The organism is Halalkalibacter suaedae, from assembly GCF_017939705.1.
Classification (GTDB): Bacteria; Bacillota; Bacilli; order Bacillales; family Bacillaceae_D; genus Halalkalibacter; species Halalkalibacter suaedae.
Genome location: NZ_JAGKSQ010000003.1, coordinates 108,961 through 124,122 on the forward strand (window position 1 = coordinate 108,961; position 15,162 = coordinate 124,122).

Here is a 15,162-nt window from a genome sequence, read left to right on the forward strand (position 1 = left end):
TGAAAGCAAAATATATTTCAGTAGCGGTACTCCTACACTTTCTATTGTTGTTCGGTTTTTTATTTAGTTAAACCACATTGGTCCCTCTGTCTCTTTTTCAATTTATTTAATTGCTGGGCTTACTTTTAGTTTCTTGCCTTTAATTGTGGTGTTTTCCATTGCTTGTAATACGACAGAGCCTTTTCCGTTAAGGATATCAACATATGATAGTGTGTCTTGGATTGTAATGATTCCGATATCATCGGCTGTGACTCCTGGGATATTGGAAATTGTGCCGACAAAATCAACAGCACGGATTTTCTTCTTCTTCCCACCACTAAAGTGAAGTTTCATAATATCTTGGTTAATTCGAGCTGTTTTATTATTTTTAACGACGCGACGACCGTTAATCTTTTCTTCAAATGCGGCTTTTCCTTTGGCAACTTCATGATGGGATGGAATATCGATTTGTGGTATTTCAAAGCCGATATATCGTTCAATTGCTTTTACATACTTTGACTCTTGAACCGTCGCGAATGTAATTGCTTTTCCGGCTTTGCCTGCACGGCCCGTTCTTCCTGTTCGATGCACATACCCTTCTTTTTCGAGTGGAACATCATAGTTGATCACAAGAGAAACATTATCAATATCTATTCCTCTTGCTGCTACATCCGTTGCGATGAGATAGCGAAAATTCCCTAATTTGAACCCATCCATGACAGCGAAGCGGTCTTCTTGTTCTAAGCCTCCATGTAATCTCTCACATGCATAGCCCGCTTCATCTAATTCTGAAAATACAGTGTTAACATGTTCTTTTGTTTTACAAAAGATAATACAACTATCAGGGTTTTCAACGACAGTAATGTCTTTAAGTAATGCTAGCTTTCCCACTTCTCGCACATCTATTAACGAATGTTCTACTGTTTCCGATGTAATTCCAGTAGAAGCAATCTCGATTTTCTGTGGATCTTTCATGTATTTATGACAAAGAGTTTCTACATCTTTAGGTAATGTCGCAGAAAAAACCATTGTCATTCTATTTAAAGGAAGCTTTTTAATGATCGATTCGACTTTTTCAATAAATCCCATATTGAGCATTTCGTCTGCTTCATCAATAATAAGAAACTTAACCTCATCTAAATGTAACGTCTCACGTTCAATATGGTCAATTACACGACCTGGTGTACCTACAACTACATGTGTTTTTTGTTTTAGTTCTTCTTTTTGTTTCGCAAATGGTTCTTTACCATAAACAGCAATCGCTTTAATTCGTTTAAAGCGTCCAATATTTGTAATATCCTCTCTTACCTGAACAGCAAGCTCTCTTGTAGGAGTCAAAACTAGGACTTGAGGTTTCTTTTCCTCCCATTGGAGCATCTCGCAAAGAGGAATTGCAAATGAAGCCGTTTTTCCACTGCCTGTCTGCGATTTGACAATAAGGTCTTTTTTCTCTAATGCTTTCGGTAACACTTCTCGTTGGACCTCAGTCGGCGTATCATACTTTAAGACATGTAAGGCTCTGGTAATTTCTTCACTTAAGTGATAATTCGTAAATGTTTTTTCGCTCATCTGTTAACCCCATTTTATATTTTTATTATCCGATGTGTATGTATAGGATTCTCATTGAGAACCATCTCATATGCATAATCTGAATAGGTTCATTATAGCACGTAAAGATTTTTATATTTGAATAGCTGAGATAAGTGCCTTATTAGTAATTTTTAAATCAGATAGAGGTTTTTCATAATGTAAACGAATACATTATGTAACTTTCATTTTTTTGACAAATAATTTTAGGTATTCAATGAATAATGTGTTATGCTTCAGTTAACCATTTAACACTAGTTGCATGTTTTTATTTGAGACCGACATAAAAGCAAGCGTTGACCCATTTGATCCTAACATGGATGCAAAAGGCAACCCTGTTTTAGTCGGTCTCTTTTTATTTTTTATAGTAATTTTTTTTGAAAACAAAAAGAGGATCCTATTAATAGGATCCTCTTTTTAAAATTATGCTTTGTTTACGTTTGTAGCTTGAAGTCCACGTTGACCTTGCTCAGTGTCAAACGTTACTTTTTGACCTTCATCAAGAGATTTAAATCCTTCGCCTTGGATAGCTGAGAAATGTACGAATACGTCATCTCCGCCTTCAACCTCGATGAAACCGAATCCTTTTTCTGCGTTAAACCATTTTACTGTACCTTCTTGCATGTTTGTTTCCTCCTGTGTGGATTCTATCCACGATTTATTACTATAGTTGCTCTACATGATATCAAAGGCGAAAAGTTTAAATACTTCTTCTTTGAAACCGAACAAAAATAATTCTTCCTTAGAATAACAGATAACATCACTTAAAGCAAATAACATCTTAAAATTTTTTATAAAAAATAAAAACAAGTGCCTGGAAAAGATCTAGACACTTGTTTTCCCTAACGTTTTTCCAAACGAGCAATTCGCTCATTTAAATCTGGATGTGTTGAGAAAAGATTCATCATTCCACCTTTTCCGTTAATCTTCATCGTTTGTATTGCGGAATCATCCGTTCGATCATTTACTTTTGCCCTGTCAACATGTGATTTCAATGATCTGAGGGCATGTGCCATTTTATCTCGCCCAGCTAAATCAGCCCCCCCACGATCAGCATGATATTCTCGATGGCGAGAATAGGCACTTACAACGATGCTACCTAGAATCGAGAATAAGATTTGAAAGATAATAACTGCTGCAAACTGGACAATCATTTGCATTTCAGAGCGAACGAATCTTGAAACAATGATCGCCGCAATCCTTGAGAAGAAGACAACAAATGTGTTGACTACACCTTGTAACAAGGTCATTGTCACCATATCACCATTGGCTACGTGGGCCACCTCGTGAGCAATTACTCCTTCGATTGCATCATCATCCATTACGTTTAATAAACCAGAAGAGACAGCAACAAGTGAACGTTTCTTTGAAGGACCCGTTGCAAAGGCATTGACCTCAGCAGATTGGTAAATTCCAACCTCTGGCATATGAACTAAACCTGCTGCTCTTGATAAGCGGTGAACCTTCTCCACCACTACTCGCTCATGTCCTAGTAATTGAGCATTAGGATCTAACACTTTGACTTTCATCATTTTCTTAGCTATCCATCGTGACATTCCTAAAGAAATGAACGAGCCTGCAAACCCAACAAGCAAGCTAAATACCATTAATGAAATATAATCAATTCCTAGTCCAGGACCACCCGTCTGAAACGATCCACTTATTCCGGTATATCTCGTAATAAGTGACCAGGCAATGACGATCGTCGTCATAACTAAAATATTGGTTAAAATAAAAAGAAGAAATCTCTTACCCATCCTGCACCTCCATTAACTATTATCTTATAGTGTAACACGGTTTTTCCAAGGTGACAGTAATGATCACAAATCACTCCTTGTATATATTCTACTATTGCTTAGTGGAAATATACTCAATAGACGGACAAAAAGCACAAACGGGTGAAAGTCTCCCTTTTGTGCTTTTTGTTCGTTTACTTGTATAGAACTTTATCTACATTATACTTAGCTTTGTACTCATTAATAATATACGTTTCGTAAATTTCGCGATGAACAGGATCCTCTACTACACAAACGTCAATCCTTGCTACTTCATTGCGATGATTTTTAATAACAGATACAGTATCCTCAAAATGTTTCTTTACTCTTTGTCGAATTTTTCTTGCCTTACCGACAAATAACAGCTCGTCCTTTTCGTTATAGAACATGAAAATACCGCCCTTATCCCGTGGAATAAGATGTAGCTCAGTAAATCCATACAAATTACTTTGTTCAGGGTTCTTCTGTTTTGATATGCTAACCGTCGGTGCTGGAATGGTGATGTTTATCAATTACGCTCACGCTCTCTTTCTTTTGTGGTTAAATACTACCACAACTATTAACGTCATACCAATTTTCTTTCTATTCCTTAAGCTCTTCTGCCTCTTTTAGTAGAAACTCTACCAATTTTCCAACCTTTTCATAACTAAACTGATATGATGCTGCTTTAATTTCTTCTAGCATAAGAGCATCGACGACCTCTTCTCTTTGTAAGTCACCCCAGTTATTTTCTTTGTCTAATTGTGCTAATTGCATTTTTATACGATTCAATGCCTCTTCCATAGTTTGTTCCCCTCCGTTACTTATGTATTCATTTTTTATCGCCAGATATAAGAGTAAAATCCCTGTCCTTATCATATCACGATCTGGTAATTATCCGAAAGCACCCCCACTATTGACGGCTAAGATAAAAAGAATTATTTTACTCTTATCTTCCTCGCACTTATAATAGAGACCGAGGTGACGTTACTTGAAAAAAATAATCTTAATTGCTATTGTTCTTATAGCTTTCTTTCTAGTTCCATTTGGTATTTGGCAACTGACAGAAATCAAGACAACGAATGTCGTAATATTAGATAAGACAGTGCCAACAAGCTCAAAACGAGAACACAATGGCTTAGTCTGGTTACTAAATCACTTCCGATACTTAAAAGAAAATAATCAAACCTATAATATTAGCGAAGATTATTACGGATTTGTTCCTAATGAAAAGGATGAAGATTATCAAATCCGTCCACTTCCGGATCAATTAGATGAAGACACTGATGTCATTTATATGGCAGATACATATGGTGTATATCAAAATGACTTACCTTGGGCTGAGACAACCACAAGAGGAGAACGCTCTGAGCTAATATATGGTGGTTTAGAACAGGAAGAATGGCAAACAATTAAAAATCATGTCATTAGTAAGCCTACAACTCTTATTGCCGAATTTAATACGTTCGCTTCTCCAACCTCCCAATCAGTTAGGGATGATGTAACAGATTTTCTGAACATTAATTGGACAGGCTGGACTGGTCGCTATTTCGAGTCACTTGAAAGAGATAATCAAGAAATCCCACTATGGATGATTGAAAGATACGAAGCAAAAGCGGAGCAGAACTGGTCGTTTGAGGATGGAGGATTTATCTTGATCGACGATCTCTCCGAAGACATTATTGTTTTATCTGAAAAATTAGGCCATATTGACAGTGACGGTATTCATTTACGTTTCACTGAAAAAGGTCAAGAAATCACCGGCCAAACCAAAAGTCCCTCCTATTCCTATTGGTTCGATATTATTACACCGAATGACGAAGAGGATGTGCTTGCTTATTATGATTGGGATGTCACAGAAACAGGATCTGCCTTATTAAATGAGGCTGACTTACCTGTACAATTTGCTGCTGTCCTACATCATCAAAAGCAGGAATCAAATCTTTTTTACTTTGCAGGGGATTTTGTCGATATTGAAGGCGTACCAGCACTAACTAACTATGCTGGTGTAGCCAAATGGAAAGAATGGTTTAGCTTTGAAGTATTTAATGATACAGCTAGTTTCTTTTGGAGAACTTATGTACCTATGATGGACAAGATACTAGCATTACCGAAACCTGAACAAAGCAAACAGGATAATCGAACATTCCCGAAAATTGATGATGTTTCTTATGCTTCACGTGTTCAGAATTCATCATTTGAAGTGTTTAAGGACAATAAGTGGGTACCGTTAACGATTAAAGGAGTTAACCTCGGCATGGGGAAACCGGGTTATTTCCCAGGTGAGGCCGCAATAACAGAACGAGAATACGAACGCTGGTTTGAACAGATTGGTGAGATGAATGCAAACTCCATTCGTGTATACACTCTTCATCCTCCTGAATTTTACCGGGCCTTGAAAAACTACAATGATAATCATGAAAACCCTATATACCTCTTTCACGGTATTTGGATCGATGAGGAGCCTTTAGAGGAAACACTTGATGCATTTACGCCCGAGATAGTGGAAACATTTCAAGCTGAGATGAAGAAAATCGTTGATGCCGTTCATGGAAATGCAACAATTGAACAGCAACCTGGACATGCATATGGTCAATATCACTCTGATGTTTCTTCCTATATGCTTGGTTGGATATCAGGAATTGAGTGGTACCCATTCATGGTTGACAATATGACCAAAGCTTACCCTGACTTAGGTGATTACACTGGAACCTATATATCTACAAATAATGCTCAACCCATGGAACATTGGCTTGCGTGGCAATTGGATGAATTAATGATTTACGAAAAAGAAACGTACAACTGGCTAAGCCCTGTTAGCTTCACAAACTGGGTAACAACAGATTTGTTAGATCAGCCAGCTGAGCCTAGCGATAGTGAGGATCTCGCTTCAATTGATCCGAATGTTCTTTCATTACAAGCTACCGCTTCAAATGTTGGAATGTTTGCATCGTATCATGTATATCCATACTATCCTGATTTCTTGAATATCGATGAAAAGTATACAGAATACATTGATCATCGAGGCGAGAAAAATAATTACGCTGGTTATCTGAATGAACTACAAGAGGCACATTCTCTTCCAGTTTTAATCGCTGAATTTGGTCTCCCTGCTTCACGAGGATTAACTCATGTAAATCCATTTGGCTGGAATCAAGGGTTTTTGACTGAAGAAGAACAAGGAACATATCTTGTTAACTTATACGAAGATATTCTTCATGAGGATATGCTTGGAGGATTAATTTTCACATGGCAGGATGAATGGTTCAAACGGACGTGGAACACAATGGAGTATGATAATGATCAAAGACGTCCTTTTTGGTCCAATGCACAAACGAATGAGCAACAATTTGGTTTAATGAGCTTTGATCGATTAAAAATTAAAGTCGATGGTAACCAAGACGATTGGACAGAGCAAGAGCCTTTTTACCAAGATGATAGTCAATTAATTCAACGTATATTTGTTGATCATGACGAGCGTTATCTTTATGCAAGAGTTGATTTTAATGATACCTATAATAAAGAACGTTTTGAATCTGAGATGACAAATGTACTCTTTGATGTAAAGCAAGGGCAGGGTAATGAAACCATCGATTCTCTAGCCGCCCTTACGATTGATACTGGCATTGATTTCAAGCTAGAAATTCAAGGCAGCCAAGATGCACAGTTGCTCGTCGATTCGTATTACGACACATTCTTCTATGATTATGCAATTGTACGAAATATGTTTGAAACTGAAACCATGGTGCAACCAAGTATCAACAGCGGCAATTTCAATCCAATCCGCTTGGCACTTTCAAGTGAATTAATTAGGCCTGACACACAAGAAGTTATACCATTTAGCTATTATGAAACCGGTGCTTTTCGTTTTGGAAATGCTAATCCCTCAGCAAATAACTATGACTCTTTAGCTGATTACTTCTATAATGAGGATACGAATACACTAGAAATTAGAATTCCGTGGATGCTATTGAATTTCAAGGATCCAAGTCAGCGTGAAGTAATTGGCAATATTCAAAAGAATGGGATTAAAAGTAGTGAGAAGATTGAGGGTATTTCTATAGCAGTCGTGCACCAACAAAATAATAAACTAGTTAGTAGCTTCCCATCTATCCAATCAAGCCTGATGACTGGGTTGAAGATGTATACATGGGAAACATGGAACGAGCCACTATTTGAAGAACGTTTAAAACAATCGTATGAGATTGTTAAGAATAAATTCTCAGAGGTTCGTTAATGTCTATCTTTTTATGAATATACGAGATCATCTTAAAACAAAATCAGTTTGAGGCTGGGAGGAGCGGTTTATGTCCGCCAACTATTGTTATTCGGATTTTCTATTAGTTAAATCACTTTTGTCCCATCCTCACTTCTGATAATAAGGAAAGAGGTTACAACATGGCAAAAACAAAAGGCTCTCTTGAAGCAGAGATTTCTAAAGCTCTCACACACTGGGAAAAGGATTTTCTTGGCAGAGGCTCTGTTTCTGTAAAAACAGATATAGTACGTGACATGATTATTGTTACATTGAAAGGTGTATTAACTCCAGCTGAGTATGAACTAAGTAAAAGAAGTGTGGGACGAATGTCTATAAAAAAAATTCGTTCTGAGTTAGTCGAATCAGGACGGGAGACACTAAATCAGCTGATTAATGAGTTATGTGGTGCTGAAGTTATCAGTTTCCATACAGATTTAAGTACACGAACAGGGGAAAGGGTAATTATTTTCAGATTAAGAGAGGACCTAGAAAAAAGCTTCAATACTACCAATAGCTAATCAAATGAACCGAACCGCTATGTTAAACAGTCCATTCAATTTAGGATGGTTGTTGATTGGTGGTTTTTTTTATGATCTATTAAACAACGTTTCACGATAGTGGTTGCTTTTTAGCTTTTTTTCGCTAAAATAGTAAATAGTTACTAATCATATAGTACTACTTAATTTGTAAGGTGGTGTAAGATTGGCCATTATTAAACTTCTAGGTAACTTAAAAAAAGGAGATATTCTCTCTGAAGATATTTATAATAAAAGTACGTTACTATTACGTGCGGGTACGGAAATTGATCGTGAAACGGTTAAGCTACTTGCACGCTGGAAAATACCCGCAGTAAGGATTCTAAAAGAAGGGGAATCAATTGAAGCACAACCTCTATATTCTCAACAAAAGAAAAAGCGAGAAGCCATCTTATTTTCTAAAGAGTTTCTAGATATTAAGCACTTATTCTATGAAAGTCTTAAGTATGTCGTGAATGAATCAAGATATGGATATGTACTACATAATGAAGAAAAGTTACTCTGGCTTGAACAATTATTCGGTACCATTGTCTCAAATCAACTCATTCTAACAAGTCTTTACAAACTCAAGAAACATGATCCATATAGCTATTATCATTCATTTGATGTCTTCTTATTAGGTGCACTCCTTGCAGACGTCTTAGGTATGGAACACGCTGAAGAATTTGCTACAGGTTGCTTAATTCATGATATTGGTAAGTTACAGATTTCTAAAGACCTGCTAGTTAAAAGCGAAAAGCTGACGAAAACAGAATTCGAAATTATGCAACAACATACACATTTTGGAGTCGATTGGGTAAGGGAGCATAACCTGCCTGACTATTTTGAGCAAATGGCAAAATCACACCATGAGCGTCTAGATGGATCTGGTTATCCAGAGGGGCTTTGTGATGAAAATCTTTCAAATAAGGTTCGAATGCTAATGATCGTCGATAACTACTCTGCTCTTACTCTCAAAAGACCTTATCGAAATCCAATTGCTGCAACAAAGGCCATACAACTACTGTTAGAAAAGCAACACAAATTCGATTTGCATTATTTGATTCATTTTATTGAACTCTTAAACATCTACCCAGTCAACTCGATTGTTAAATTGTCAAATGGCAAGACAGCTAGGGTGAAAGAATCAAATAGAAGGCAACCCTACCGTCCTCTTTTAGAGGAGCTAGATGGCTCTTCCACTTTTGAGTTACCTACAAATCTTTCGGTCACCATTCCTCGATTTTTGAAATGGGATCATATTACAGCAGAACATGGGACTCATCTATCACAACAAGAAGTGGAGTGGGCATTGTATCTGAAACATCTTTTAAACGGAAACAACGAGGAAACCGCCTCATTGTATGATGAATTATCTCAGGGTATGTCACAGGAAAGTGCTTTTATTGATATTATTGTCAAAACGATAAATGAAATAAGCGAACAATGGGACAACGGTAAACTATCGGCCGGGGAAGAACACGATGCCTTACTTAGATTGCTAACCTTGTTACAGAATAAATTCATGAAAGCTGAAGTAACTGAGGTTTAAGCTCAAATAGTAAGAGGGTGTACCAATGGTTAGCTCTAACCTCTGATACACCCTCTTTTTTTATTTTATTTCATCATAAATTAATGTGGGTGCCCCTATGTCTTCCTTTGAAAACCTATAAGCATCTCTTACACGCTCAATAATTTCTTCAACATCTTCTCTATTTGAATGAAGTGTCGCGATTGACTCGCCAGCTTTCACAAAATCACCGATCTTCTTATGTAACTCCATTCCAACTGCTAGATCAATCTCAGAATCCTTCGTTGCCCGTCCTGCTCCTAGTAACATTGCTGCTGTTCCAATTTGATCAGCTTCTATCCCAGCGACAAAGCCATCACTCTTAGCTTGAACCTCAATTAAGTACTTTGCCTTCGCTAACTTTTCCGGTTCATCGACAATTGAAGGGTCACCATTTTGAGCCTTAATGAACGTCTTGAGTGTCTCGCGTGCTTTTCCATTTTCGATGACTTCCACAAGCTTCTTTCGAGCATCTTCGATAGACTCGGCTTTTCCTGCAAAGTAGACCATCTGACTACCTAGACGCAGACATAGCTCTCGCAAATCATCAGGTCCTCTTCCATACAGAAGGTCAATCGCTTCTTTGACCTCAAGTGCATTACCAATCGTATAGCCTAGTGGTTGATTCATATCAGAGATAATCGCCATCGTATTACGCCCTAAACTCTTACCTATTCCAACCATCGCTTCAGCTAATTCCTTCGCTTGATCAAGCTCTTTCATGAACGCCCCTGTTCCTGTCTTAACATCTAAGACGATCGCATCTGCACCAGAGGCTATTTTCTTACTCATGATTGAACTTGCAATTAATGGGATCGAATTAACGGTTGCTGTAACGTCTCTGAGTGCATACAGCTTCTTATCAGCCGGTGCTAAGTTCCCTGTTTGCCCAACGACCGCGAGCTTATTTTTATTAACAAGATTTGTAAACTCATCAATGCTTATCTCGACAGTAAATCCAGGAATTGATTCAAGCTTATCAATGGTGCCTCCTGTATGTCCTAGACCACGACCTGACATCTTAGCAACAGGAACTCCTAAAGCCGCAACAAGCGGTGCTAGAGCGATTGTTGTCTTATCTCCTACACCACCAGTTGAATGCTTATCAACTTTGATTCCCTCAACAGCCGATAAATCAATCTGATCCCCCGACTCAACCATAGCCATCGTAAGCTCTGCCCGCTCAGCGGTAGTCATGTCTTGGAAAAAAATAGCCATTGCTAATGCTGACATTTGATAATCCGGAATCTCTCCTTGTGTATAGCCATTAACAGCGAAACGTATCTCTTCATTTGTTAATTCCTTACCGTTTCTTTTCTTCTCAATTACATCAACCATCCGCACCGGCTTCATCTCCTCTTCTTAAAGCTTTACAGTTGAAACGATCTCTTTCACTAACTTAATAAACTTCGGCTTCGTACGATTTGCCACTTCAACTACTTCTGCATGTGTAATTCCTTGAATCTCTTCACCAATTGCCATATCTGTGATGCAAGAGATTCCAATAACCTTCATATTTGCATGGCGAGCGACAATGACCTCAGGCACCGTAGACATCCCTACAACATCACCACCGAGGTTTCGAAGCATAATTAACTCGGCACCACTCATATACGTTGGTCCAGTTACACCAGCATAGACACCTTTTTGGATGTTAATTTCAAGTTTAGAAGCTGTCTCTTCGACAAATGTAACAAGCTCTGGTGTATAAGCGTGACTCATATCCGGGAAACGCGGACCAAGCTCCTCATGATTTTGACCAATAAGAGGATTGTCGCCAGTCATATTAAGATGATCGCTAATGATCATAAGATCTCCTGGAGCAAACGCTTTGTTCATTCCACCACACGCATTCGTTACTAGCAATAAATCGACACCAAGTTCCTTCATGACACGAACTGGGAATGTGACCTCCTGCATAGAATAGCCCTCATAATAATGAAAGCGTCCTTGCATTGCAATAACATCTTGACCTTGAAGTGAACCGACTACAAGTTGTCCTGCATGTCCTTCAACGGTTGATACTGGGAAATGAGGAATCTCGCTATATGGAATCTTAACTGCATTTGTAATTTCATCAGCCAGCTCTCCAAGACCTGAGCCTAAAATCAATCCAATTTTCGGTGTAACACTCAGTTTTCCTTTTAAGTAACTAGCTGATTCTTTGATCGAGTTCAATAATGTTGTCATTTAAAAATCGCCCCTTTATAATTACATTGTTTTAACAATAGCTTTGACAAGTGAAAGAAAGTCAGATTTTACTCTTTCCGTTGTTTCAATAACTTCATCATGTGTTAATGGTTGTGGCAAAATACCTGCTGCCATATTAGAAATACAAGTAATACCAGCAACCTCAAGTCCTGCATGGCGTGCCACAATAACTTCAGGCACTGTTGACATCCCAACGGCATCCCCGCCTAATTTACGGATCATGCGAACTTCTGCAGGAGTTTCATATGTAGGTCCTGTATTACCAACGTAAACCCCTTCTTGAATAGTAAGGTTCAATTTCTCTGCCTGTTCAGCTGCAATTTTTCGTAATCTCACTGAGTACGCATTAGACATATCAGGAAATCTAACTCCTGTTGCTTCATCATTTGGTCCAATAAGTGGATTCTGACTCATATTATTAATTTGATCTTTGATAATCATTAAATTACCAGCTTCGTATGATTCATTAACACCACCAGCAGCATTTGTGACAATGAGCTGCTCCACTCCAAGCTCCTTCATCACACGAACAGGCATTGTAACAACATCCATTGAATACCCCTCATAAAAATGAAAACGTCCTTGCATTGCGACAACTTGTTTTCCTTCCAATGTTCCAAAAACTAACTGTCCTGCATGACCTGAAACAGTAGAGACAGGAAAATGAGGAATTTCATGATAAGGTACCTTTACTGGATTCTCAATTTCATCAGCTAATACCCCAAGACCCGAACCTAAAATGAGTCCAATAGAAGGCTCACTCGTCACCTTTGCTCGTAAGTAATTTGCTGCTTCTGTAATATTCTGTGTCTGCATTAACTAAATCCTCCTAAATTTCTTTTAAGAAACTCGTTCCACTATTTGGCATTCTAACATTAAAATTATCCGCAATCGTTGCTCCAACATCTGCAAAGGTTTGACGAACACCAAGATCTTTAGCCTCAGTCTGTGATTTCGAATAAACTAATAACGGTACAAATTCACGAGTATGGTCAGTTCCTGGATGAGTTGGATCATTCCCATGGTCTGCCGTTATCATTAATAAATCATCATCGTTTAGCTTTTCTAACACTTCAGCAAGCTGTCGATCAAATTGCTCTAATGCTTCCCCGTATCCCTTCGGATCCCGACGATGTCCATATTTCGCATCAAAGTCAACGAGGTTGAGAAAACTTAGACCTGTAAAGGATTGATCCATTGATTGAACAAGCTTTTCCATTCCATCATCATTTGAAATTGTTCGAATCGCTTCTGTAATTCCTTCACCATCATAAATGTCTGAAATCTTTCCTAAAGCAATGGAATCATATCCACCGTCAGCAAGTTCATTCATCACCGTACGTTCAAATGGCTTAAGTGCGTAATCATGACGATTCGGTGTTCGCTCCCATTGACCATTTTGTCCAATAAACGGTCTGGCAATAATCCGACCTACCATATACTTTGGATCCAATGTAATACGACGAGCCTTTTCACACATATCATATAATTCTTCAAGTGGAACAATATCCTCATGTGCTGCTATTTGTAGAACTGAATCTGCAGAAGTATAGACAATTACATCTCCTGTTTTTACATGCTCCTCCGCTAATTCATCAAGAATCTCAGTACCTGATGCAACTTTGTTTCCAATCATTTTTCTTCCCCATTGCGTTTCAAGTACTTCAACAAGCTCTGGTGGGAAGCCTTCTGGAAACACTCGAAATGGCTCGGTTATATGTAATCCCATAATTTCCCAATGACCTGTCATCGTATCCTTCCCACTAGATGCTTCTTGCATCATTCCATAATTGGCAAGTGGTGTTTCATGCTTTTCAATCCCTTGAATTTCCTTTATATGACTTAAACCGAGCTTAGCCATGTTAGGCATTTGTAGTCCATTCATTGTTTCGGCAATGTGCCCTAATGTATCAGAGCCTTCATCCCCAAACTCCTTGGCATCAGGTGCTTCTCCTATACCAACTGAATCGAGTACAATCAAAAAAATCCGTTTGTATTTGTAACTAGACAACTAAGTCCCTCCTTTAATAATCTCTACCTCATTTATCATACCCTATTTCTGCCATAAAACGATAAATCAGTCGTTGTCGGAAGTCTGACCTCTCATCTTAAATAAAAGACTATGCCCTTGGATGATACTTGACATAGACATCTTTCATTCTTGTTTTCGTTACATGGGTATAGATTTGGGTTGTAGAAATATCAGCATGTCCAAGCATTTCCTGAACAGCTCTTAAATCAGCCCCATTTTCTAATAGATGAGTAGCAAATGAATGCCTTAACGTGTGAGGTGTTAGTTCCTTTTCAATGTTCGCCTTTTCCGTTAATTGTTTTAGAATCTTCCAAAAACCTTGACGTGTCAACGGATTTCCATGTAAGTTAACAAACACATAATCATGCTGCTTGTCTTTCATTAGGATAAGACGGCTTTCCTCAAAGTACAATTTAAGAGCTCTAGTTGCTGCACCACCTAGTGGGATAATTCTCTCTTTATTCCCTTTTCCAATACAACGAACAAATCCCATTGATAAATGAGTATTTGTTACAGTTAACTGAATTAGCTCAGACACCCGCATCCCTGTTGCATATAAAGTTTCTAGAAGTGCTCGATTACGAATAGAGAAAGGATCATCTCCAGAAGGAGCTTCAAGTAGTGATTCCACTTCAACTGTTGATAGCACCTTTGGTAAACGTTTCGTTGGTTTTGGAATATCTAAATGCACAGATGGGTCACGTTCTGCAAGCCTTTCACGTAAGGCAAATTGGTGAAAGGCACGTATTGATGCAATGGCTCTTGCAATCGTTGTTTCTGCTCTTCCTTGTTCCTTGAGAGTATGCAAGTAATAAACGATATGCTGTCTATCAACTTGATCAAAAGTCATAATCTTTTCCACTTGATGTAAGTGGAGATAATACTGATTTAGATCTCGTCGGTAGGAAAGAATGGTGTTATCGGCATACCCTCTCTCTACCTGTATGTAATGCAGAAACTGAGCTATTTCGTTCTCCATCTAGCATCGCTCCTAAAGCACCATTATCATTCACCTTCTTGATAAAAGAGCATTAAACGATCTAAAAAAGTGGGTGAGTCCGGTCCACTTCCCTCCATTTGAGAGACTTTAATCGCTTTACCTTGAGGCTCATCATAACGATGATAACTTTCATATTCTTGGCTTACCCATAGAATACCATAATAGAATAGAAGTGTGCATCCCATAAAAAGAAGAAATACCTTTACTGTCTGTCCAACTGCTTGTAACCATGATCTCATGTGGAATCATCCCCCCA

At 38.2% G+C, this 15,162-nt stretch carries 14 protein-coding genes; 3 read left to right on the forward strand and 11 right to left on the reverse strand.

The window, feature by feature from the left end; all coding sequences use genetic code 11:
- Nucleotides 1-102: 102 nt before the first annotated feature.
- From J7W16_RS07950 to J7W16_RS07970, 5 genes are all read right to left on the reverse strand, one after another.
- Nucleotides 103-1,548, reverse strand: a complete 1,446-nt coding sequence (locus J7W16_RS07950) for a DEAD/DEAH box helicase (protein WP_210596771.1) — start codon at nt 1,546-1,548, stop codon at nt 103-105.
- A 441-nt stretch (nt 1,549-1,989) separates the two neighbouring features.
- Nucleotides 1,990-2,190 carry a cold-shock protein gene (locus J7W16_RS07955; protein WP_045477981.1) on the reverse strand — a complete coding sequence of 67 codons (201 nt, stop codon included), beginning with the start codon at nt 2,188-2,190 and terminating at the stop codon, nt 1,990-1,992.
- Between the two features lie 218 nt (nt 2,191-2,408).
- The gene (htpX, locus tag J7W16_RS07960; RefSeq protein ID WP_210596772.1) at nt 2,409-3,323 is read right to left on the reverse strand and encodes a protease HtpX; all 915 of its coding nucleotides are present in this window, start codon (nt 3,321-3,323) and stop codon (nt 2,409-2,411) included.
- Between the two features lie 173 nt (nt 3,324-3,496).
- Nucleotides 3,497-3,853, reverse strand: coding sequence for a nucleotide excision repair endonuclease (locus J7W16_RS07965; RefSeq protein ID WP_210596773.1), 357 nt, complete (start codon nt 3,851-3,853; stop codon nt 3,497-3,499).
- 70 nt (nt 3,854-3,923) lie between these two features.
- Nucleotides 3,924-4,124: a hypothetical protein gene (locus tag J7W16_RS07970; RefSeq protein ID WP_210596774.1), complete on the reverse strand. Its 201-nt coding sequence runs from the start codon at nt 4,122-4,124 to the stop codon at nt 3,924-3,926.
- A 187-nt stretch (nt 4,125-4,311) separates the two neighbouring features.
- Between J7W16_RS07970 and J7W16_RS07975 the strand changes: the two genes are divergently transcribed.
- From J7W16_RS07975 to J7W16_RS07985, 3 genes are all read left to right on the forward strand, one after another.
- Nucleotides 4,312-7,557, forward strand: coding sequence for a hypothetical protein (locus J7W16_RS07975; RefSeq protein WP_210596775.1), 3,246 nt, complete (start codon nt 4,312-4,314; stop codon nt 7,555-7,557).
- A 161-nt stretch (nt 7,558-7,718) separates the two neighbouring features.
- Nucleotides 7,719-8,096, forward strand: coding sequence for a Na-translocating system protein MpsC family protein (locus tag J7W16_RS07980; protein WP_210596776.1), 378 nt, complete (start codon nt 7,719-7,721; stop codon nt 8,094-8,096).
- A gap of 184 nt (nt 8,097-8,280) precedes the next feature.
- Nucleotides 8,281-9,645 (forward strand): HD domain-containing phosphohydrolase, encoded by a 1,365-nt coding sequence (locus J7W16_RS07985; RefSeq protein WP_210596777.1) that lies wholly within the window; start codon nt 8,281-8,283, stop codon nt 9,643-9,645.
- A gap of 60 nt (nt 9,646-9,705) precedes the next feature.
- On the opposite strand, the gene J7W16_RS07990 is transcribed toward J7W16_RS07985, so the two are convergent.
- The 6 genes from J7W16_RS07990 to J7W16_RS08015 all read right to left on the reverse strand — a co-directional run bounded on the left by J7W16_RS07990 (nt 9,706) and on the right by J7W16_RS08015 (nt 15,145).
- Nucleotides 9,706-11,007 carry a pyrimidine-nucleoside phosphorylase gene (locus J7W16_RS07990; RefSeq protein ID WP_210596778.1) on the reverse strand — a complete coding sequence of 434 codons (1,302 nt, stop codon included), beginning with the start codon at nt 11,005-11,007 and terminating at the stop codon, nt 9,706-9,708.
- A gap of 18 nt (nt 11,008-11,025) precedes the next feature.
- The gene (locus tag J7W16_RS07995) at nt 11,026-11,853 is read right to left on the reverse strand and encodes a purine-nucleoside phosphorylase (protein WP_210596779.1); all 828 of its coding nucleotides are present in this window, start codon (nt 11,851-11,853) and stop codon (nt 11,026-11,028) included.
- A gap of 21 nt (nt 11,854-11,874) precedes the next feature.
- Nucleotides 11,875-12,690, reverse strand: a complete 816-nt coding sequence (locus J7W16_RS08000; RefSeq protein ID WP_210596780.1) for a purine-nucleoside phosphorylase — start codon at nt 12,688-12,690, stop codon at nt 11,875-11,877.
- A 13-nt stretch (nt 12,691-12,703) separates the two neighbouring features.
- Nucleotides 12,704-13,885 carry a phosphopentomutase gene (gene deoB, locus J7W16_RS08005; RefSeq protein ID WP_210596781.1) on the reverse strand — a complete coding sequence of 394 codons (1,182 nt, stop codon included), beginning with the start codon at nt 13,883-13,885 and terminating at the stop codon, nt 12,704-12,706.
- 109 nt (nt 13,886-13,994) lie between these two features.
- Complete coding sequence (gene xerD / locus J7W16_RS08010) at nt 13,995-14,885, reverse strand: site-specific tyrosine recombinase XerD (protein WP_210596782.1); 891 nt, start codon at nt 14,883-14,885, stop codon at nt 13,995-13,997.
- 26 nt (nt 14,886-14,911) lie between these two features.
- Nucleotides 14,912-15,145 (reverse strand): YqzK family protein, encoded by a 234-nt coding sequence (locus J7W16_RS08015; protein WP_210596783.1) that lies wholly within the window; start codon nt 15,143-15,145, stop codon nt 14,912-14,914.
- Nucleotides 15,146-15,162: the final 17 nt, after the last annotated feature.